This is a genomic window from Undibacterium sp. Ji42W (assembly GCF_049340405.1).
Classification (GTDB): domain Bacteria; phylum Pseudomonadota; class Gammaproteobacteria; order Burkholderiales; family Burkholderiaceae_D; genus Undibacterium.
On the sequence record NZ_JBMPOV010000006.1, the window covers coordinates 294,854 to 316,213 of the forward strand.

The window sequence follows — 21,360 nt, forward strand, 5'->3', positions numbered from 1 at the left end:
CGAACAAAGTTTTTGGGCAAGCAGTCTTGCCTGCTGCCGCGATAGACAATTCAATTGTCTTCGTTTTTCATGACACCACGGATATTCATGGCCGCCAGACAAAATTGCAGGCATATCAGAGCGTAAGCATGGGCTGTCCAGCCCCAGATAATCCAGAGCAGGTTACTCACCAGGAAAATCCAGAAACCTGCCTTGCGTTTATTGACAATGCGAGAGGCAACACACCACGAGGCAATAACGGTTACTACCATGGCGGGCCATTGCAATAAATCGAAGATGTCTGGCCAGTGCATGTGCATAGATGTCCCTGATTCCCTTGGCTGGCTCAGACGTATGTGGTAAAGCTATACAATCACAGGCATGCCTGGCAGCAATTTATCCAATGTGATTGGGTAGTCGCGCACGCGCACGCCCGTGGCGTTGTAAACGGCATTGGCAATAGCCGCAGCAACGCCGCAGATACCCAATTCGCCGACGCCCTTGGCTTTCATGGGGGAAGAGATGGGATCGGTTTCGTCAAGGAAGATCACTTCCTGATGTGGAATGTCAGCGTGGATGGGCACTTCATAACCTGCCAGGTCATGATTGACAAAAAATCCTGCGCGCTTGTCTACCACCAATTCTTCCATCAATGCTGCACCAACACCCATGGTCATGGCACCAATGACCTGGCTGCGTGCCGCTTTGGGATTGAGTATGCGTCCCGCGGCACAGACGGCCAGCATGCGCCTTACCCGTATTTCACCGGTGTACATATCAACACCGACTTCAACAAAGTGGGCACCGAAGGTTGATTGCTGGTATTTTTTATCCAGGTCGCCGTATTCCATCGCCTCTTCTGCGGTGATCTCACCCGCTTCCGCGGCCTGGCGCAGTGGCAGGGACTTTCCGCCAGCGCGCACCATGCCATCCTCGAACTCAGCGTCAGTGCCTTCTAGTTGCAGCTTCTGCATGATAGCTTCGCGCAACTTGACGCAAGCGGCGTAGACGCCCGCTGTCGAACTATTGCCGCCCCACTGACCACCTGAACCGGCAGAAACCGGGAAGCTGGAGTCACCCAGTTTGACGACTACCTTGTCCAGAGAAACACCCATCATTTCTGCGGCAGTCTGGGCAATGATGGTGTAACTGCCAGTGCCTATATCCGTCATGTCGGTTTCGACGGTGATGATGCCACTGCGGTCCAGCCTGACCCTGGCGGCGGATTTCATGACGAGATTATTACGAAAAGCAGCTGCCACGCCCATGCCTATGCGCCACTGGCCGACAGCGGTTTTTGCAGGCTGCGGGTTGCGTTTGTTCCAGCCAAAGCGTTCTGCACCTGTACGCAGGCAATCAATGAGGCGGCGCTGTGAAAATGGCCGGTCTGGTTTTTCCGGGTCAACTTTGGTGTCATTGAGAATACGGAACATGACAGGATCAAGCTGCAGTTTTTCTGCCATTTCATCCATGGCGATTTCCAGCGCCATCAGGCCGGGTGCTTCGCCCGGTGCACGCATGGCATTACCTTCTGGCAGGTCCAGCACAGCGAGCCGGGTCGTGGTCATGCGGTTGGCACCTGCGTACAGCAAACGTGTTTGCTGGATTGCGGTTTCGGGTTTGCCACCAGGCAGGTCACCAGACCAGGTTTCATGGCCTATGGCCGTGATCTTGCCATCCCTGCCCGCACCGATTCGTACACGCTGCATGGTTGCGGGCCTGTGTGTGGTGTTGTTAAACATCATCGGGCGGGTGAGGGTGACCTTGACTGGCCGCCTGGCTGCGCGAGCACCCAGGGCAGCAAGGAGTGCATCCGCACGCACGAATAGTTTGCCGCCAAAACCGCCACCTATGTAAGGTGAAATCAGCCTGACATTTTCTTTAGGTATGCCCAGTGTTTTGGCGACATCGCCCTTACCCCAGTCTATCATCTGGTTGGCTGTCCACAGTGTCAGCTTGTCGCCTTCCCATGAGGCCAGCGTGGCATGTGGTTCCATCATTGCATGTGCCTGGTCGGGCGTGCTATAGCTGGCATCCAGCCGCACCGCTGCATTTGCATAAGCACCGGCAAAATCCCCGAATTTTGAGTCAGGTTTGTCGTCCTTGGGCACGGTGGCAGTATCCTTCGCCGCCGCCAGATCGTAAGCACCTTTTTCTTTGGCGTACTTGACGTGTATCAATTGCGCGGCCGAGCGTGCCTGTTCAAAAGTTTCGGCCACCACGACGGCAATCGCCTGGTGATAATGCTGTATCTCCGGCCCGGCCAGCAGTTTGGCCGTGTTCATCTTGCCCTTGCCGAGTTTGCCTGCGGTGTCAGCAGTAACAATGGTGATCACTCCGGGAGAGCGTTTTGCTTCTTTCAGATCGATAGCGCTGATGCGGCCCTTGGCGATAGCAGCGCCTACGACATAGCCGTAGGCCGCATTTGGTGCGGCTTCATGTTGTTCATAGGCGTAGGGTGCTGCACCCGTGGTTTTCAAGGGGCCGTCAATGCGGTCGGTAGGGCGGCCAATGACTTTCAACCGGTCAATGGGATTTGTGGTGGCTGGCGTAATGAATTTCATGATTTCAAGCCCTCTTCGCTTCTGCCATCACCGCTTGCAGCGTGCGCTGAACCAGGGCGATCTTGTACGCATTGCCTGGAGTGGGTTTGGCGCTTGCCAGTAACTTGTCAGCAATGGATTTGGCATCGGCAGGCAGCTTTTGCTCTACCGCTTCCATCCTCCAGGGCTTGTGCGCCACCCCGCCCAGTGCCAGTCTGGCCTTACCGTCTGGCTGTATGATGGCAGCGACAGACACCAGCGCAAAGGCATATGATGAGCGGTCACGTACCTTGCGGTAGATGTGCAGGCCGCCAACTGGTTTGGGCAGCGTGACTGAGGTAATCAGTTCGCCAGGCCGCAAAATAGTTTCTATATGCGGTGTTTGTCCTGGTAGCCTGTGCAAATCAGCAATCGGGATAATGCGGGTCTTGCCATCTGGCTGTACGGTTTCCACAGTGGCATCCAGCACGCGCATGCCCACGGCCATATCGCTGGGATGAGTAGCAATGCAGGCTTCACTGCCGCCTACGATAGCCAGTTGGCGGCTGAAGCCACCTATGGCAGAGCAGCCACTGCCAGGGCTGCGCTTATTGCAAGCTTGATTGGTATCGTAGAAATAAGGGCAGCGTGTACGCTGTAGCAAATTACCCGCCGTGCTGGCTTTATTGCGAAGTTGCCCGGATGCACCCGCGAGCAAGGCGCGCGACAAAACGCCATAGTGGCGGCGTATCCTTTCGTCGGTAGCCAAATCTGTGTTACGCACCAGTGCGCCAATGCGCAATCCACCTTCTGGTGTTGACTCTATCTTGTCCAGCCCCAGCCCATTGACATCGATCAGGTGGGCTGGTGTTTCTATCTCCAGTTTCATCAGGTCCAGTAGATTGGTGCCACCAGCAATGAACTTGGCACCAGGGACGTTGAATGCGGCAGCAGCAGCCTCTGCAGGTGTTCGCGCACGCTGATAAGAGAAGACTTTCATGCTGGCCTCCCGGCGACTTCAGCAATCGCATCGACGATATTGGAATACGCACCGCAACGACAGATATTGCCACTCATGCGTTCGCGTATTTCTTCCGGCGTTATAGCAGTACGGGCTGTCAGGCCAGCAGTAACATGGCTGGGTTGTCCTTGGCGAATTTCTTCCAGCACCGCGACAGCAGAACAGATTTGCCCCGGCGTACAGTAGCCGCATTGGTAACCATCGTGCTTGATGAATGCTGCCTGCATGGGATGTAAGTTATCTTTATTGCCCAGGCCTTCTATTGTCGTGACTTGTGCACCTTCATGCATGACAGCCAGAGTCAGGCAAGAATTGATACGACGGCCATCGACAATGACAGTACAGGCACCGCACTGGCCGTGGTCACAACCTTTCTTCGTACCAGTCAGATGCAGATGCTCTCGCAGTGCATCAAGCAAAGTAGTCCTGAGATCAAGATTCAGCGACTGGGATTTGCCATTGACATGGAAATTGATGGTAGAAGTGACGGGCGGCAAATTCCTGCTCACAGGCACAGTGTCTTGCACGGCTGCCATTGCGGGTACGCTGGCAGCAGTCACGCTAAGAGCACCTGTGATGAGCAAATCGCGCCGGGATATTTTGATGTCATGACATTCATCCATCTTATGCTACCTCCGAAACCTAAGGTTCTGATCTTTTGCACATGCGAGCGACCTATGGCGGAAGCTAATGTGCTCTTTTTTTGACAGGTAAATTTTTGGTGGCTTCTTGCTGGTCGCTCGTTGGAAAATTGATCTGTTGGTCAGCCATGATAAATCGGTCTTACAGCCACTAAGGTAAGTGCTTATTACCTGCGTTTGTAGGAGATCGCCCCGGCAAGAGAGCAATAAAAATGTGACTAGTGAGAAATGGTTGACCAGAAATTTGACCAGAAGAAATGATGAGAAAGATTCTGAGTTGCCTCCATTTTCAAAACTGCATGTTCGCCTACAAGGCAAGCGCATATTTTCCGACTTTCGATCGCCGGCTTTACCTTTATTATTGCTTCACCTGACAAGGTAATTCGTCAAGATGAATGACGATCATTTCTTTATTAGCTTTACTTTTTTGTAGACAGGAAAAACCATGCACACCGATCATTCAGTCAACATTAAAAAACTCCGTCGCCATGCAAAGGCAGTATTGAGAGAAGCTATTCTTGAACCTGTCATGATACTTGACGACGAGATTCCTGCTGCTTATCTCGTGTCTGCTGAAAAGTACGATACGATGAATAAAAAACTGTATGACATCCATGGTCTGGAACGGGTAGGTAAACTGTCTTCACGCAAACCGGCAAAAGCTTTTGCAGATGAACTGTAAGCTGTCTTTTGCCATACGGGAAATTGCTTGCAGCGATGGAAGAAAATCAAAGTCGAAGAAGATCAAAGCCTTAATGTCATGTTGATTTTCTTTTGCTTTTTGCAATTGATGGCCTGTTTACTAAGCTAGGGATTTTTTTTTGCGCTATCTTGCTTTGTAACTCTTCGGCCATTCTCCAATGATGTTCAAGCGAAGGCAGGGTTTTCAAGGCAAAGGCTTTGACATCAGGGTCTTGTGCAGAGTTGGATGCGTTCTTGACCAGATTAACTGCCTCCCTGTGTGCTGTTACGACTATGTCATTTGATGGGCAAATTCCGGCACTGACGTAATCGCGGGTGTCGTCGCCACTGACATCGGAATACAGTCTGAGGTGTTGCCAGCGCGTTCTTTTTTAAAGGCAATCAGGCGTGCAATGCGGGAACGGGCGATGATCACCAAAGAGATGCGTTGCGCGACATCTGCTGCTTGGCCATTTCAGGCCGACAGTAAAGAGGTGCACATGGGGCAAGGCCGTTCACGTTTCGGGCCAAACATGTCAAACATGTAATTGTAAATCGCCAGAATTTGCTTGTTGCCAAACAAGGCCGGTGAAGTCGGCAGGGCCATCTTCACCGTCAAAGTGATATTGCCTGGATACTTCACCACCTCCTGGTAACGCGCGGCGTTGTTCTGCCACGCGTTCTATCTGACGCCTTAGCTCAATTTCCTCCGAGAGTGAAGCATTCCGGGCCAGCCTGTATTCTTTGCACTCGTTAGGGAAATGCACAGTGTTCTTGCTTGCCAATTCGATGGCTGACTTGCGTTGCGGTATACCATGTGAAAGTCTCCTTAGCTTGCATATTCTACTTATGGCGGTTGGTTCTAGTTTGTCTGCGAAGCGACGTTCACCATCCATGACACACCGAAACGGTCGATGACCATGCCAGACAAGGATGTCCAGAACGCCTTTGCCAAAGGCATCTGTACCTTGCCGCCATCGCTGAGTGCGGCAAATAACTTTTGCGCCTCGGCATCGTCTTTGGCTTCCAGGTTCAGGGTGACGCCCTTGATGTCCGGATGAACCAGGGTTTCAATACCATCGCTTGCCATCAGCGTAGTGTTGCCTATGCGAAACGATGCATGCATGATCTTGTCAGGGTCTGACGATACTGTGCGCAGGCCTGGATCAGGGCTGTCTTTCCAGCGTATCATGACGAGCACTTCTGCACCCAGTGCTTTTTCATAAAACTTGATAGCTGCTTCGCTGTGGCCACCAAAGGCCAGGATAGTGTCAACTTGCATGAGAATTCCCTTCATCAGTGATTGAGATGGCTCCACTTTGCCACAGTAGCTGGCAAAATCAAAAGCATGATCCCGTTCACGATTGCGTATGCAACAGAGGCGGCAGATGTAGCAGATGTAGCGGCAAGCTGCAGCAAGTGTGCTTGTTTGCCTGTTTGGCATCTCACATAGTTCAGGGTTTTGCCAGAAAGAATTGCCTGGCGTCTTTGCTAAAAGCGCAATTCCATGAATCGCCAGCCTGCATGCAGGACAGCAGGCACTTCGGCAGCTTCATAGGGTGGGCAATCCGTAAACCCTGCCGTCTCATAGAGACGGTGAGCCGCGTGCATGAAGGGTGCACTGTCGAGGCGCACTTGCTGGTAACCCAGCTTGCGTGCATCATCGAGCAAGCGCTGTAGCAGCATGTCACCAAGCCGTAAACCACGAAAGGCCGGTAATACATACAGCCGTTTGATTTCTGCAACGCCTGCCCCTATACCCCGTATGCCGCCCATGGCGGCATACTGCTCATCGACCTTCAGCAGATAAAACATGCCGTCAGGTGTGTTTGTGCCGCAGATTTTATCCAGCGCGCCGGGTACGTATTCCCCCAGTGACATGCCTAGTAAGGTGTCGGTCGCTATGCCAAATTCCTGGGTAATTTTTGTCGCTACCCAACGCATATATTCAATATTCATGTCTATGAGCACATCTTTATGCTGGGCAATGTCTGCCTTGATCAAGGTAATGATTGTCAAAATATTCGCTCCTTAATGAGTCGCCACAGAGATTGCCTGACCTGGTTTATGCTGGATGATGCGGCTGAGTTAAAGCGGTTTTGCACTACAATGCGCAAGTGACGTAGTGAGGTAGTAACATTGCGGCATTAGCCATGTTCTGAAGAGCGTTAATATCAATAGTGTAACGCCCTGCATGAAATTTCTTTCCCCTTCTTGAAATTAACCATGAATTTTGACACGCTCGGCCTGATCCCGGAACTTTTGCAAGCGGTTGCTGCACGCCAGTATGCGACTCCGACTGCTGTGCAGGCAGAAGCGATTCCAGCAGTGCTGGCTGGCGAAGATGTCATGGCTCTGGCACAGACCGGTTCTGGCAAGACAGCTGCCTTTGCTTTGCCGCTGTTGCAACGTGTGCAAGAAGAAATGGAAGAGGGTAGCAAACAGCGTAAAGTCAGGATCCTGGTACTGGTACCTACCCGTGAATTATCCGGCCAGGTAGGGCAAACAATCGAGGCTTTGGCAGAGCATTTACCAAAGAAGCTGAAGGTGGCCGTCATTTATGGCGGTGCGTCCATCAACCCGCAAATGATGCATTTGCGTGGCGGGGCTGATATCGTCATCAGTACGCCGGGCCGCTTGCTGGATTTGCTCGATAACAATGCCCTGTCTTTAAAAGACGTGGCGACACTGGTGCTGGATGAGGCAGACCGCCTGCTGGATCTGGGCTTTGCCGATGAAATCAAACGCATACTTGAGCAATTACCTGACAAACGGCAAAACCTGTTTTTCTCGGCGACCTTTTCGCCAGCAGTCAAAAAGCTGGCGCTAGGCATGCTGCATGAGCCAGTGCGCATCGCGATTGCCGACTTGATTGAGAACCTGCCTGATATCGCACAAAGAGCGATAGCAGTGGATGGTGACAAGCGTACCCGCTTGCTGGTGTACCTGATCAAAGAGCAGCAATGGGAACGCGTGCTGGTGTTTGTCGCCACCAAATATGCGAGCGACACTGTCAGCAATAAATTAAAAAAAGCAGGTATCAAGGCAGAGGCATTTAATGGCGATGCCAGCCAGGGTGCGCGTCAGCACATGCTGACTGACTTCAAGGCGAACCGCATACAGGTGCTGGTTGCGACCGACCTGGCGGCCCGTGGTATTGATGTGGCTGGCCTGCCTGCGGTTGTCAATTATGATTTGCCGCGCTCGGCAGACGACTACATCCACCGCATAGGCCGCACTGGCCGTGCCGGTGCGAGTGGTACCGCAATCAGCTTTATTCTGGCTGAGCATGAAATGCATTTCCGCCTGATAGAAAAACGCCAGGACAAACGTGTGCCACGCGAAACCTTGCCCGGTTTTGAACCTGCGGCAATTGCAGCAAACCAGACAGATTCTGAAGCCAGCCCTGATGCGCCGACTGGCGGCATCAAGGGCAAGCGTAAAAGCAAGAAAGACAAGCTGCGCGAACAGGCAGCCAAAGACGGGCAGCCAGGCTAAAGCCCCATGCTTATTACTGGCAATGGCTCAGTGCGACATTGGCGACACCGCCTGTCGTATTTGTTACCGAGTTATTGTCACAGACGATATTGCCCGTCAGGCCTGACTGCACATTGAGGCCATATCCCTTGGTATTGAGGTTGAAGCGGTTGCTGCTGAATTTATTGTTCTTGCCCCAGCCGGTATAAGCCTGGTGCACCTGAAAACCATCAAGCAGGTTTTTATCGCCGGAAGTTGGGTGGTTATTGACGGTATTGCCGGTGATGGCGTAATTATTGCCTTTGACATCAATCACGCTGTCGGCATAGTTTTCACCACTGATGCCGCTGCCGTCAAAGGTATTGCCCTGTATCAGACCATCGGACGAACCTTCCTTGATGTCTATGCCCTCTGCATTCACATTCGGGCCTATGCTGTTGGTCAGCACCTTGTTGCGGTCACTCTTGTCCGGGTTGCATGAAGTATAGGTGCACCAATTGGAATTGGCTGATCCTATATATACACCTTCACCAAAGCCGGCCTGTTTCTTGCCAGTGTTATAGATGTGGCTGTTCTTCAATACATTGTCGGTGCTGAAGGCGCGAAAGTGTATGCCTTCATCATCGACATCATGCACGGTCAGGTTTTGCAGTACGTTGTTGCTGGAAGTATCAAGGATGATGCCCTTGCCGGAATTATTGACGGTGATGCCATCAATGATCCAGTAGTTCGCGTGATCGAGATACAGGCCATAACCACCACTATTCACCAGCACGGCGGCAGATGATCCGGCGGGGCCAGCCAATTGTATCGGTTGGTCAGCCTTGCCATTTTTGTTCTTGATGACGAACTTGTCTTTGTAAGTGCCTGCCGCCAGTTGTATCACATCACCGGCTTTTACCTTGCTGATGGCGTCCTGCAATTCCTTGGCCGTTGTTACCTTGTAAGTCGTCGCCATTGCTGGCAATGCTGCTACGAGTAGCGTAATGAATGTCAAAGCCGGTTTCAGGATCACTGTTTTGCTATTTGGTCTTGCAGATAACATGATGTACTCCTTGCTTGTTTGGATGGGATTAATTTCTCGTTATAAAAACAGACAGCAGAAAGCCATCCGGCAGGAATGCCGTAATTTGAAAAGGGGGAAAACGTATGAAATTCAGAGGCGTGATGAACGGCGCTGGCTATTCATCACGCAGCTTATTACGCTACTTTAGTCGCTGAAGATATTCAGAATTTAGCGTCCAGCCTGACCCCGAAATAACGGAAGGCGTCACGGGCAGGTGTCCAGGTCGTGTTGGTCACCGTCAGCACAGGATTCGGTGCTTTTGAACTCCAGCTACCGACACCAGTGAAACCGGTATTGGCATAGTGACGGTCAAACAGGTTATTGACAAAGAAGCTCAGTTTGTACTTGTTCACCTTATCCCTGATACCAAAACCGATATTTGTCACACTGATGGCAGATACGGCCAGTGTAGGATCTTGGTTCAAATTGGTGATGACATCGCTTTGATAGCGTACACTGCCGGTGATGAAAGCATCGAAAGGCAGGTTGCTGAAACGCAGGTCATACTGGCCACCAATATTGGCCTTGATCTTGGGCGCATTCGGCATCCTTGCTCCCGCCAGGTCTTGCACGTTTTGGCCGCCATATTGCACGGACTTCAACTGACATTCAGCATTGAAGCCACCATTCGGGCTGCCAGCAACGTTATAGCAAGGGGCATTTGGGAACTCTGTAATGGTGGCATCGGTGTAGGCTATGCTGCCATTCAGTATCAAGTCCCTGGTGACCAGTGCGGAGACATCCATCTCCACGCCGCGTGTCTGCACGCCACCTACGCTATTGAGGCGGGTAACATAAGTCGTGGTACCCGGCAGATAGCCGCCAGAATTTTGCTGGTAGTCGCTGAACTTGCTGTTGAAGGCGGCGACATTTAGCGTCAGGCGATTGTCGAAGAAATTACCTTTCAGGCCGATTTCAAAGGTCTTGGCAGTTTCTGACTTGACTGGCTGCTGGGCAGCGGTGGCAGCAGTCAAACCACTGGTTAAGTCATACGCCAGGCCTTTGTAACCGGTAGAACCCATGGCATACACCATCAGGTTATTGTTGACCTGGTGTTGCAGGCTGAGTTTGCCTGTCGTGGCATTTTCAGTATTGTCGAGGCTGGAAAAATAATCAGTCTGTAGAAACGCGCCTGGTGGCGGCGCACCTACAGAGAAACGGTTGCCTGAGGTTTCACGGTTATAGCGCAAGCCTGCAAGCAGGCTGAAATTCTTGGCAAAGTCCCAGGTCGCCTGGCCAAACACGGCGCTGTTGACGTTATACGTGTCCGTGAAATACTGGATGGGTGTGGTCAGAGCAATACCGTTATAACCGCGTATGAAATGACGTTCTATGGAATTTTTTCCATACCAGTAACCGATCACATAACGCAGTGAATTCTTGTCATTCGAGGTATAGCGCAATTCCTGGGTTTGTGATTTGACGTCGAAGGTGCCGTACTGGGTATAGCCAGCATTGACGCCGGCGGGTTTCCCATTCGCCAGCGGATAATAAAGCAGGGTGGGTACATCGACAAAATCCTGGTCGCGTGTGTCATTGGCATAATAACGATCAAGTGAAGAAATCGAGGTCAGCGAAGAACCATCGGCAAAGTTGTAAGTGAATTTCAAGCCTGCGCCACGACTGGTGGAGGTCTGGCCTGTCATGGTGTCATTGCGTACATCAGTGTTGTCCGGGCCTATACGTATGCCATTCAATAAAGTTGTGGCTGGCAGTTGCGCGATATTCGACAACAGGCCGCCTTGCGCCGGTGTCAGGCTGGTCAATGCCAACACGCAGCAGGATGTGACCGTGCTGTTATAGCGTGGCGAAAAATCGACATCGATATTGTCGGTAGGATGCCAGCTGAGTTTGGCCATGAAGGTCTTGCCACCAGAGCCGTTGACCTTGCTGCCATCAGTCAGATTATTCACATTGCCGGGGAAGCGGTTATCGCTGGCACTGAGCCTGAAGCCGAATTTCTCGGATACTTCCCCACCATAAGTCAGGCCAAAGCGCCATTCGCCATCACTGGTATATAAGGTGCTGGCGCTGCCTGCCAGCGGGCCGGAAATGGGCTTGGTGACAATATTGACCGCACCGGCAATCGCGCTTTTACCAAACAGTGTGCTCTGCGGGCCTTTCAAAATTTCTATGCGCGAGATATCAGTCAAATCCTGGAAGGCCTTGACCTGCATGCCCATGGGAATATCATCGATGATGACTGCCACGTCAGCTTCTACACCTATGCCTATCGATGTCGTGCCTATACCGCGCATATTGATGCCATTATTGGCTGGTGTCGAACCATAGGTGATTGACAATGCGGGTGACAGGTTGATGACGTCCGCGATTTCCCTGACATTATTGCGCTGTAAGGTGGCATCACCCAAGACCGAAATCGCCATCGGTACATGCTCAAGTTTTTCTATGCGCTTGTTGGCGGATACCACGACTTCATTGAGTTTTCCATCAGAAGTTTCTGCGGTAGTTGCCTGTTGCGCCTGGGCTGTTTGTGCCAGACCGAGCATGGCCAGGCTGATGGCAAAGCTCAGGGGTTTGAGTTGCATGGGATGTTGCTTGTTACGGAATTGTGCCGACATTCTTGTCTCCGGATATTGTAGTTTTGTACTATTTTTTACTGCTGGTTTTTTGCTGAATGTTCACTGCTAAGTCTTCGTTACCAAGTTTTCTTTGTTAAATTTTCGCTGTGAAATTCTATTGATACCGTATCGTCCATTTGATTTTCAGTGGCTGCCCAGGTTTTAACTGTTGCGTACTGCAACTGATATGGTTGATGAAGCGGCCTGCCGGGGTCTGGAAATAAGCGTCGCCCACTACCCGTTTGACTGCGCATTTCTCCAGGCCTTCGACAATGAATTCTGTGACACCACCTTTGCTGAAATAAATGTGATTTCCATTTTGTCTGACATCATCAGAAAAACTGCTGAACTCCAGGCTGGCTTGCTGTATCTGTGTACTGCCGGTCGCTGTAAATTCATCGCTTCTGCTGATGCTGCCCGGTTCAAACAGGTAGCGACTATTGAGCTTTATGCGTTCATCTTTTTGCGGCGGTTTACCATCACCTGTCATGCGTGTCAGCCCGCTTTGCTGATAGCTGATGAATGCAGTTTTTTCTGTTTTGCCAGTCTGGATATTGCTCATGAAAGCGGTGGCTAGCAGTTTGCTACCATCTGCCAGTGTCAGACTGGGGATAAGCTGGGGATGGGCAAAGCCGCTGTCTGGTATGCCAACGATGAGATCATTTGAAAACGGTAGCGGGTAGTAGGGACTATTCGCATGCTGGCCTGCACCGCCATTAGTCAGCAACAAACTGAAGACATGCTGGCGGTCGCGGTAGATCGCCAGTGCCCTGTCATACTCACCCCTGGCAAACCAGTTGAAGCTAAATCTTGGCTGGGTTTTATCTGCCCATGCCTGCAGGTCAGCGAGCGGTATACGCTGGTCATAGCCTAATTTTTGCCAGATTTCATTGGTGGTCAGTAACTGATGCAAGAGCGAGAAATTTTCACCTAGCACTCTGTGCGCGCCACGGTAAGCATCTGTCTTCCTGCCCTTGCCCCACAGATCGACGGAGTGCAGTTGCGGGTCATACCAGAAGCTCAAAAACTTGTTGAATATGCGAGTAGAGTAGGCATAGGCATAATCTTTTTCAATAGGTGTCAATACATCCAGATAAGCGGATGCCGACAGAATTTCGAGTATGGCAGTATCACCATAAGCACCTATGCTGCGGCCAAAGCTGAAGCCATCGCCTTTGTCATTTGCCATATTCAGGGCAATGTCTGCGGCTTTCCTGAGTTTCAGTTTCAAATCAGGCCGGACTTCCTTGCCTGTTTCTATGAGCCTGTGGCAAATCTCGGCAATCAATAAAATGCTGTAACGGTCAAAGCGACCTTCACCATCGGTTTCATCAGAAAAGCCATACTCGCCCGAGTGGGCATCGTAGTGTGCAAGCAGGGTATTCAAGAGTTTTTCACTGCCACTGGCATCTTCCCAACCGAGCAACATGCGCAAGCGTGCCACACCAAATGCCACGCCATAATAATTGGTGGGCAGGTTGATGAGTTTCAGGTCAGCTTCATTGACAAAGCTGCGCCAGTCCAGTTGCTTCTTCAGCGTAGCCAGGGTGGCCGGGCTGACTGCCTGCTCCAGCAAACCCGCTTGCTGTATCTGTTGCAGCGCCAGCAAATAATAGTAAATGCCCCAGGTATGGTTTTCCATATCGACGGTCATGTCGGCACTGGTGCGGAAATTTTCTGCCGCCTTGCGCCTTGCCTCTGGAGTCACAGCAGGGTTCAGCATTAAATGGGCGAGGCCGGTGGCGATTTTACCGGGCAAGAATTTATCCTTGCCATTGAAGGCAGGGTAGCCTGCCAGCGTGGTTTGCAATCTCTCAGTTAACAGCTTTTGCGACAGGTAATCAAGCTGGGGATAGATTGATTGCTGCACCAGCGTGTTCATGGACAGTTGCGCCTGTGTTACAGGTACAGGCAGGTCAGCATTGCTTGCCGCAGCCATGTTCAGCGTCAGTACCGATGCTGCGATGCAGAGCTGGCACAGCTTATTGAGGATGGGATTGCGGTACGGCATACATCTCCTGGTTTGTTATGTTTCCCCTGGACATATTGTTCCAAATACAGCTTTGAAATAAATTAGGAAAACGTTTAACTAAATAGTAGATGAATTCAAATTGAAGGTAAACCTGATTTTTGTTTTTTTAATTTCTGCGAGAATTATTGCAGGTGGTTTGCGATGAAACGACAAGGCGAAGAGTTTGCGCATGCTAAGGCATGCACTGCATTCTTTTAAAGAAAACGTTGTCTAAGAATGTCGCTTTTTTGCACAAAGGGGGTTTGTGTTGTCAATGTTGTTCAGCGCAAGAGCGGGATCATTTTCTGTTCATGACAGAAGAACGCAAAATCAATTGCGGCTCTATGGTGGTCAGGGCTTTGGCGGTCTCGCCATTGATGATGCTGATCAGCGTGCGCATGGCTGCGACACCCATTTCTTCACTCTGCAAATCCACCGATGTCAGCGCGGGTGAGGTGTAGCGGCCATACTGGATATTGTCAAAGCCAGCGATAGAGACATCCCTGGGAATATCAAAGCCCAGGTTTTGTGCTTCTTTCATGAAGCCCAGTGCCATTAAATCGTTATAGCAAACCACCGCATCGGGACGCTGCTTGCCCAGCATGATGGATGAGCAAAGACGCTCGCCTTCTTGTGCGGAAGGCGAATTAACATTATAAATTTCTGTCGTCAATTGATGCTCGCTCAGGCATTCCTGCAGGCCGTCAAAGCGTTCTTCATCGCGGCGGGATTTATTGAAACCCATATAGGCAATGCGCTTATGACCCAGAGTCAGCAGGTGTTGCGCCAGCATGTAGGCACCCTTGTGGTCGTCACTGCTGACACAGGGGGAACTGAGCTGGCTCAGGCGGCCAAAGAATACCAGTGGTTTTTCCAGTTGTTCAGTCCAGCTCAGGTCGGCTTCACTCATGCGTGAAAAAAGTATCATGCCATCGACACGGCGGCTCAATGCTTCTATCAGCGGTTTTTCACGACCCAGGTTTTCTTCGGTATCGACCAGCAGCAGCGTGTAGCCATGTTCGATGGCAATGCGGTTGGCCCCTTTGACGATGCTGGTGAAATGAGGATTGCTGACATCCAGTATCGACAGGCCTATGGACTTGGTACGCCCTGTGATCATGGATTGCGCCAGTGGGTTGGAACGGTAGCCCAGACTGTCAATGACCGCTGTGATCCTGGCTTCTACGGTAGAAGAAAAACGCTGGGTGCCATTGATGAATTTGGAAATAGTCGCAGTGGAGACGCCTGCTTCAGCGGCGACATCACGTATGGTCGGTGGTTTTTTCTTCATCGCGTATAAAAATATTCCAGACGGTGTGTGACTGTAAGCGTTTAACCGCCAGCTCAATTCAGCGTGCATCTTACCGTACAAACTGGCAGGCAGGCATCAATGCCATTGTCGACTAGTCTGCCAGACGCATCAATCTTCAAAATAGGTGGTGGATTTTCTTTAACATGCAAAGGAAATATTTGACCCCGGCAAAAAATTCTATATACTTAGTTAAACGTTTAACTAAGTCTGATTTGCCCTTTTTGAGCAAGTTGAGCGAATCAGGGCCGACACCAAACTACAATCGAAAATGATGATGAGTAATCAATTCAACGAGCAATCCAGTGAAAAACCTTTTAATCGCCTGCTATTGACCGGTGCCGCCGGTGGCTTGGGGCGGGTTTTGCGGGAACGCCTGAAGCCATGGACGAAAATACTCAGGCTCAGCGATATCGTCGATATAGAAAACCTGGTACCTGGCGAAGAGGCGCAGACTTGTGACCTGGCCGACAGGGCAGGGGTATTTGACTTGCTGAAAGATGTCGATGCCGTGCTGCATTTTGGTGGTATCTCTGTCGAAGACAAGTTTGAACCTATCATGCAGGCCAATATCCTGGGCATGTACCATTTGTATGAAGCGGTACACAAGCAGGGCATCAAGCGCGTTATTTATGCCAGTTCCAGCCATGTCGTTGGTTTTTACCCTACGACAGAGAAAGTGAATGCGGACAGCCCGCTACGGCCAGACGGTTTTTATGGCCTCAGCAAATCTTATGGCGAAGCGCTGTCACGTTATTACTATGACCGTTTTGGCATAGAGACGGTATGCCTGCGCATAGGCTCCTCTTTTCCTGAGCCCAGAAATACCCGCATGATGGTGACTTATCTTAGTTACGATGATTTGCTGGGCCTGATCAAGGCGGCATTGTTCACGCCCAAGGTGGGTCATAGCATCGTCTTTGGCGTCTCGGACAATCCGGCGAAATGGTGGGACAACAGCAAGGCAGCCCACCTCGGGTTTACTCCCAAGGATAGCTCTAGCGAGTTCGCAGGTCGCTTCCCTCTGACCGCCAGTTGGCCTGATGCTGACGATAAGACCAGCACCTATCAGGGCGGGCCATTTGTCGTGGCCGGGCCGCAATACCAGGACTGAGGCAGCTTCATGCGTTCACTTATCTTGTCTGGCAGTTTGCTTGTCGGTTCTGCCATCTCTTCTATTAGCGCTTTTGCCGCTGATGCGACTTCCGGCGTAACCGGCAATACCTTGTGCCTGAATGCGCAAAAGCCGGGTGGCACGGATACTTATACGCGTATAGAAAATGTTTTTGGCAGGGGTGCGGTGGAGGCGCCAAGTGATACGCACTACGCGCCAGCCAGGCCGCATATTATTGAAGGGGGCGACGATGTGGTGCCAGCCTATTTTGCAGTGGTGGCGATAGATCCGACGGATGTCAACCTGGATGACAAGACCATGACTGAGGGTAGCGACCGTTCTCGCACCGAGATCAAGATTGCCCCCAGTCTGATGGGTATGCACCAGGCCTTCAAGGCGCGCGAAAATGACAGCTTTTTGTATAGCTGGCGTTTCAAGATTGATGCAGGCATGAAGTTTTCACCCTCATTTACGCATATCCATCAAATCAAGGCCTATGGAGGCCGCTTCGCTGAGCCACCGCTGATCACTTTTACACCATTGTCCGGCGGACGTATGGAGGTGCGGCAAATCGATGACCTGAAAAACGAAGGCGTTGTTTATCATGTACTCGGCACAGTGGCTTTGTCGCAGATACAGGGACAATGGATAGACGTGCGTGAGCAGATCACATTCTCAAATTCTGCCGGGCGTTATCAGTTGAGTATGCGCGGGCAGGACGATAAGCCCGTATTGGAAATCGACAGCGCAGGCTTGCAATTATGGCGCACAGGGGCAGACCACATGCGCCCGAAATGGGGTATCTACCGCAAGCACCATGGGATGTTGAATCAGGACAAGGATGATTACGTCTATTTTGCCAATCTTGGTATCACGCGTGGCGGCCAGCCGGATTCCAGTTGCCGTTAGCTCACGTAGTAAGGCTCGTCATTCTGGCGTGTATGGCATGTACTAACGTGGACGCACTCGCAGCCCACAGTCAAGGTAGTGACTGGGGCAAGACAGCTTCTGGCCAGGCGGTGCAGGAACATTGCCTGCAAAACGACACGCAGATGCGGGTTTGCTACCTGAATTATGGCGTGACAATGACCACTATCGACGTGCCAGACCGCGATGGCAAGCTGGCCAATATTGTACTCAGGCTACCCGACCTGCCAGCTTATTTAACTACCAGGCACAGGCATGCGTCCATCATCGGGCGTTATGCAGGACGCATAGGCAAAGCAGAATTTGTATTGAGCGGACAAACTTATCATTTGCCTGCCAACGAAAAAGGCGTTGCCCTGCATGGTGATCCGCAAGGTTTTGACAAGCGAGTGTGGTCACGCCAGGATTTTGATGAGAACGACAGTTTGGGCTCGCATTTCAATTTGCTCAGCCCCGACGGTGACCAGGGCTTTCCGGGTGAAATGCAGGTGGCCGTCACTTACCGCTTGTACAAGGTGCGCAATGAATTCAATATTGAATATCGTGCGCTCAGCAATAAAGCGACGGTCATCAACCTGACCAATCACGCCTACTTCAATCTGGCAGGTGCAGGCAGCAGGGGTTTGGGTACGCACCTGTTTCAAATCCATGCTGATCGTTACACTGAGACCGACAATAAACACATACCCACAGGACGTATTTTGCCGGTAGATGGCAGCGTGCTGGATTTGCGCAAACCTACCACCATCACTCGTCGCCTTGAACACGGCGATACCTTGCTTGGACAGCCAGCTGCTTATGATCACAGCCTGCTGTTTACCAATTGGGATCAGTCCTTGCGGGCTGTTGCGCGCATCACTGAAACGGTATCTGGCCGGCAAATGGATATCTACACCACAGAACCTTCTGTACAGTTCAATAGCGGTAATGGCTTTGACGGCACTGAAGCCTCAGCCTATCAGCGCCATGATGGCTTTGCCTTTGAAACCCAGCACTTACCGGATAGCCCGAATCATGCGAAATTCCCCTCGACTACCCTTAATCCGGGGCAAGTGTTTAACACTGTCACCAGTTTTCGTTTTTCTGTCACACGGCTGCCGAAAAGCGACTAGGGCAGGCTAAGGATAGTGGGTAAAACGCAGGACGTCATAATCGAATTTCATCGCTAAGTGTCTGGTGAATAAACTCTAAAAAATTTCTTGCTTTAGGGGAATTGATTGCCTAAATTCATCTAATGCTATAATAGCAGGCAGTGGATGTACAAAAATTAATTATTGTGCTTCCAATCACCATCCCCCATTCCTGTCCCAAAGCACGTTACTGACGTCGCTTGTTTGTCTGCTACCGCATACATGTTTGACCGGTCACAAGCATTGCCGTGCTTTGGGTATTTGCATTTTCTATTGAGGTTTTATGCTTAAAAAGAGTTTTTTCCTGATACTGCTGGTCTGCAGTATGTTGACGTCCCTTGCACAAGCCGCAGAAAAAATCACTGTTGGACTGATCGCGACCACCAGCATAGAAGACACCCGCAAACGCTGGCAGCCTTTGCTCGATGATCTGGCAAAAAGCACAGGCACAGAAGTGACTGCCGCTATTTCTTCCAATTACAGCGACATCGTTGCCGGTTTGAAAGAGAACAAGATACAGATCGCCTGGCTGAGTAGCAAGGTTGCGCTGGATGCGGTGGAAGATGGCAAAGCTACTGTCTTCGCACAAATGGTCAAAAGCGATGGCTCACGGGGCTATAACTCTGTTCTGATTGCTTCCAGCAAAAGTGCACTGACCAGCTTTGACCAGGTTTCTGCCAAACCTGGCGTGTACATCTTCGCTGATGGCGATAAAAAATCGACATCTGGCTATCTTGTTCCTGCTTACTACCTGTTTTCCAAGAACAAGATAGATCCGGCAAAATTGTTCAAGAAAGTCATCGTTGGCAATCACCAGGCGAATTTTTCTTCTATTTTGCGTGGCGAAGCTGATGTCGCCACTTTCAATAGTGAAGAGATGGACAGGCTCAAAAAAGAAGCGCCAGACCAAGTCAGCAAGGTCCGTGTCATCTGGACTTCGCCCTTGATACCAAATGACCCGATTTTGTACCGCAAGGACATGTCGCCCGCCTTGAAAACCCGTGTAGAAGATTTCTTTGTCAATTATGGCAAGCAAAAACAGGCGCAGGTAGTATTGAAAGACATTTTGAATTTGTCCGGTTTCCAGCGTTCTACCGATGCACAGTTGAAACCCATCGCAGATTTAACATTGTTTAGCCTTTTGCGCGATAATTTGAACAACCCCAGCCTCACTGATGTGCAAAAACAAAAGAAATTTGATGAAGTTAGTGCACGTTTTGGCAAGCTGAGCTTCGTTCTTGAAGCTTCACGGATCAAATAAGCCTGAAAAGTTCCAGTTGATTTGTAACAAAAGCTGAAATAAATACAATAAACAGTGCATTTTTGCTCAAATTTTGCCCAATTTATTGTGTTTCTATTAAATTCATAAAAAAATTTCTGACTTTTGTAACCTATCGTGTCAACTGAATCGCGAACCGGTGCGTTTTTGGACTAAAGAATCTTTGCTGACACCTTCCTTTAAGCAAAGTTTCCCTTTAAGGAGTCAGAAAATGATTTACGAAATACTGGTTCGCCCCTCGGACAACAGCAAGAAAATCACCGCCGATCATCTGATCTGGATAGAAAGCAACATGACTACCCGTTCTTTCGAGAACTGGCTGCGTGAAAAATCCTTGCTGGATGGTAGCGGCCATGCGCCTGTAGCGCGTTGGAGTATCGTGCAGACTCAGCGTCCTGCCCATTTCAATCTGGCAACACAGGCCAAAGCCCTGAAGAGCCGTATTTCTGAATTGATGACTGGTACACCAGAAATCGTCGCAGTGCCTGATGCATCCCGTGCACTCAAAGCTTTCCGCTTGAAAAGCCCGGTTCAAGAACTCATCGCAGCCTGAGCGCTGTATGATTGCCAGCATTCCGGCCCAGCCGGAAAGCTGGCGGCGGCAAAAGCCCCCTTAAAAAGTTCATTGCTGATCCATGCTCCCGCAAGGCGGGCATGGTGGTAGCGCTCGTGGCGAATGCAAATGCCAGTATCAGTTCGCTGTTACCATGCTGTCCTCGCATTGTAGTGCATGCGTGAGCAGATAAGTTTTGACAAGACAGACTGATGCCAAGCACAATCCAGACTCTTTTGGATTGCCCGCATACCCATGGCCAGACTAGCCCGACTCGTTATCCCGCATCAGCAACATCATGTTATCCAGCGCGGCAATGCTGGTGCCGTGATTTTCCAGGATGCTGAGGATTACAGTAGTTTTCTGGACTGGCTTAAACAAGCTGCCAAGCTGTTTGATGTCGCCATCCATGCCTATGTGCTGATGCCTGACCATCTACATTTACTACTCACTCCCGGTGATGAGCCGGGCCTTGGGAAGATGATGCAATGGTTGGGCCGCCACTATGTCCCTTATTTCAACCGTAAATACCAGCGCACCGGCACTTTGTGGCAGGGGCGTTACCGTGCGACCGTCATTGAGTCAGCCAATTACTTCATCCCTTGCAGCATTTATATGGAAAGCAATCCTCTGCGTGCCGGTCTGGTGCAGGATTTGCTCGATTACACCTGGTCCAGTTACCGGCATCATGTCGGCCTGCATATTGACCCCCTGATCACCGATCATAGTTGTTACTGGGCATTGGGCAATACGCCTTTCCAGCGCGAGGCTGCCTACAAGCAAAGTCTGGAGCTAGGTTTGTCCAACACACAAATCAGCGAAATTACCCAGGCAACTACCAAGGCCTGGATGCTGGGATCGGCCAGATTCAAGATAGAAATGAGCAAGCTGACCGAGAGACGGGTAGAGCCTGTGAAACGTGGTCGTCCCCGCAAGGCCTAGGAAAGCGCCTTATTTTTCTTTTAGATGAGCGGGCCTGCAGGCTACTTACATGCCTGGAAATCTTGAGTGAGTGCTGAAACTCAGCAAACACAACCATATTTACTATGTCCCTATTTAAATATTCAT

General features: G+C 50.8%; 19 protein-coding genes and 1 pseudogene. 8 read left to right on the top strand and 12 right to left on the bottom strand.

What is annotated here, in order from left to right; all coding sequences use genetic code 11:
• Positions 1-50: 50 nt before the first annotated feature.
• The 4 genes from ACO0LG_RS15370 to paoA are packed head-to-tail and all read right to left on the bottom strand — an operon-like array spanning position 51 to position 4,145.
• Positions 51-299 carry a hypothetical protein gene (locus tag ACO0LG_RS15370; RefSeq protein ID WP_423027811.1) on the bottom strand — a complete coding sequence of 83 codons (249 nt, stop codon included), beginning with the start codon at positions 297-299 and terminating at the stop codon, positions 51-53.
• A gap of 45 nt (positions 300-344) precedes the next feature.
• On the bottom strand, positions 345-2,543 hold the full coding sequence (paoC, locus tag ACO0LG_RS15375) for an aldehyde oxidoreductase molybdenum-binding subunit PaoC (protein WP_423027812.1): 2,199 nt from the start codon (positions 2,541-2,543) through the stop codon (positions 345-347).
• Positions 2,544-2,547: 4 nt separating this feature from the next.
• Positions 2,548-3,501: an FAD binding domain-containing protein gene (locus tag ACO0LG_RS15380; protein WP_423027814.1), complete on the bottom strand. Its 954-nt coding sequence runs from the start codon at positions 3,499-3,501 to the stop codon at positions 2,548-2,550.
• Complete coding sequence (paoA, locus tag ACO0LG_RS15385) at positions 3,498-4,145, bottom strand: aldehyde dehydrogenase iron-sulfur subunit PaoA (protein ID WP_423027816.1); 648 nt, start codon at positions 4,143-4,145, stop codon at positions 3,498-3,500. The genes ACO0LG_RS15380 and paoA overlap by 4 nt, the downstream gene beginning before the upstream one ends.
• Positions 4,146-4,608: 463 nt before the next feature.
• On the opposite strand from paoA, the gene ACO0LG_RS15390 reads away from it, so the two are divergent.
• Entirely contained in the window at positions 4,609-4,845 is a 237-nt protein-coding gene (locus ACO0LG_RS15390; protein WP_423027818.1) for a hypothetical protein, read from the top strand.
• A 76-nt stretch (positions 4,846-4,921) separates the two neighbouring features.
• On the opposite strand, the gene ACO0LG_RS15395 is transcribed toward ACO0LG_RS15390, so the two are convergent.
• From ACO0LG_RS15395 to ACO0LG_RS15410, 4 genes and pseudogenes are all read right to left on the bottom strand, one after another.
• The gene (locus tag ACO0LG_RS15395; protein WP_423028005.1) at positions 4,922-5,158 is read right to left on the bottom strand and encodes a DUF4142 domain-containing protein; all 237 of its coding nucleotides are present in this window, start codon (positions 5,156-5,158) and stop codon (positions 4,922-4,924) included.
• Positions 5,159-5,170: 12 nt separating this feature from the next.
• Positions 5,171-5,656 (bottom strand): annotated as a pseudogene (locus ACO0LG_RS15400) (DUF899 family protein); the annotation flags it as partial.
• A 50-nt stretch (positions 5,657-5,706) separates the two neighbouring features.
• Positions 5,707-6,126 (bottom strand): VOC family protein, encoded by a 420-nt coding sequence (locus tag ACO0LG_RS15405; RefSeq protein WP_423027820.1) that lies wholly within the window; start codon positions 6,124-6,126, stop codon positions 5,707-5,709.
• A 209-nt stretch (positions 6,127-6,335) separates the two neighbouring features.
• Positions 6,336-6,863: a GNAT family N-acetyltransferase gene (locus tag ACO0LG_RS15410; protein ID WP_423027822.1), complete on the bottom strand. Its 528-nt coding sequence runs from the start codon at positions 6,861-6,863 to the stop codon at positions 6,336-6,338.
• A 207-nt stretch (positions 6,864-7,070) separates the two neighbouring features.
• On the opposite strand from ACO0LG_RS15410, the gene ACO0LG_RS15415 reads away from it, so the two are divergent.
• Positions 7,071-8,342, top strand: coding sequence for a DEAD/DEAH box helicase (locus ACO0LG_RS15415; protein WP_423027824.1), 1,272 nt, complete (start codon positions 7,071-7,073; stop codon positions 8,340-8,342).
• Positions 8,343-8,355: 13 nt separating this feature from the next.
• On the opposite strand, the gene ACO0LG_RS15420 is transcribed toward ACO0LG_RS15415, so the two are convergent.
• The 4 genes from ACO0LG_RS15420 to ACO0LG_RS15435 form a co-directional block, all read right to left on the bottom strand.
• A complete protein-coding gene (locus ACO0LG_RS15420) occupies positions 8,356-9,366 on the bottom strand; it encodes a right-handed parallel beta-helix repeat-containing protein (protein WP_423027826.1) in 1,011 nt (336 codons plus the stop codon).
• Positions 9,367-9,548: 182 nt separating this feature from the next.
• Positions 9,549-11,969 (bottom strand): TonB-dependent receptor, encoded by a 2,421-nt coding sequence (locus ACO0LG_RS15425; protein ID WP_423027828.1) that lies wholly within the window; start codon positions 11,967-11,969, stop codon positions 9,549-9,551.
• A 115-nt stretch (positions 11,970-12,084) separates the two neighbouring features.
• Positions 12,085-13,980, bottom strand: coding sequence for a hypothetical protein (locus tag ACO0LG_RS15430; protein ID WP_423027830.1), 1,896 nt, complete (start codon positions 13,978-13,980; stop codon positions 12,085-12,087).
• A gap of 298 nt (positions 13,981-14,278) precedes the next feature.
• Positions 14,279-15,271 (bottom strand): LacI family DNA-binding transcriptional regulator, encoded by a 993-nt coding sequence (locus ACO0LG_RS15435; protein ID WP_423027832.1) that lies wholly within the window; start codon positions 15,269-15,271, stop codon positions 14,279-14,281.
• A gap of 292 nt (positions 15,272-15,563) precedes the next feature.
• Here ACO0LG_RS15435 and ACO0LG_RS15440 point away from each other — a divergent pair, with 292 nt between their 5' ends.
• The 6 genes from ACO0LG_RS15440 to ACO0LG_RS15465 all read left to right on the top strand — a co-directional run bounded on the left by ACO0LG_RS15440 (position 15,564) and on the right by ACO0LG_RS15465 (position 21,234).
• Positions 15,564-16,403, top strand: coding sequence for an NAD-dependent epimerase/dehydratase family protein (locus ACO0LG_RS15440; RefSeq protein WP_423027834.1), 840 nt, complete (start codon positions 15,564-15,566; stop codon positions 16,401-16,403).
• Between the two features lie 9 nt (positions 16,404-16,412).
• On the top strand, positions 16,413-17,312 hold the full coding sequence (locus ACO0LG_RS15445) for a heparin lyase I family protein (protein WP_423027836.1): 900 nt from the start codon (positions 16,413-16,415) through the stop codon (positions 17,310-17,312).
• A 47-nt stretch (positions 17,313-17,359) separates the two neighbouring features.
• Positions 17,360-18,442 carry an aldose epimerase family protein gene (locus ACO0LG_RS15450; protein WP_423027838.1) on the top strand — a complete coding sequence of 361 codons (1,083 nt, stop codon included), beginning with the start codon at positions 17,360-17,362 and terminating at the stop codon, positions 18,440-18,442.
• Positions 18,443-18,743: 301 nt separating this feature from the next.
• Positions 18,744-19,721: a phosphate/phosphite/phosphonate ABC transporter substrate-binding protein gene (gene phnD / locus ACO0LG_RS15455; protein ID WP_423027840.1), complete on the top strand. Its 978-nt coding sequence runs from the start codon at positions 18,744-18,746 to the stop codon at positions 19,719-19,721.
• 229 nt (positions 19,722-19,950) lie between these two features.
• The gene (locus ACO0LG_RS15460; RefSeq protein ID WP_422950303.1) at positions 19,951-20,292 is read left to right on the top strand and encodes a hypothetical protein; all 342 of its coding nucleotides are present in this window, start codon (positions 19,951-19,953) and stop codon (positions 20,290-20,292) included.
• A 255-nt stretch (positions 20,293-20,547) separates the two neighbouring features.
• The gene (locus ACO0LG_RS15465; protein WP_423027842.1) at positions 20,548-21,234 is read left to right on the top strand and encodes a transposase; all 687 of its coding nucleotides are present in this window, start codon (positions 20,548-20,550) and stop codon (positions 21,232-21,234) included.
• The last annotated feature ends 126 nt before the right edge of the window (positions 21,235-21,360 follow it).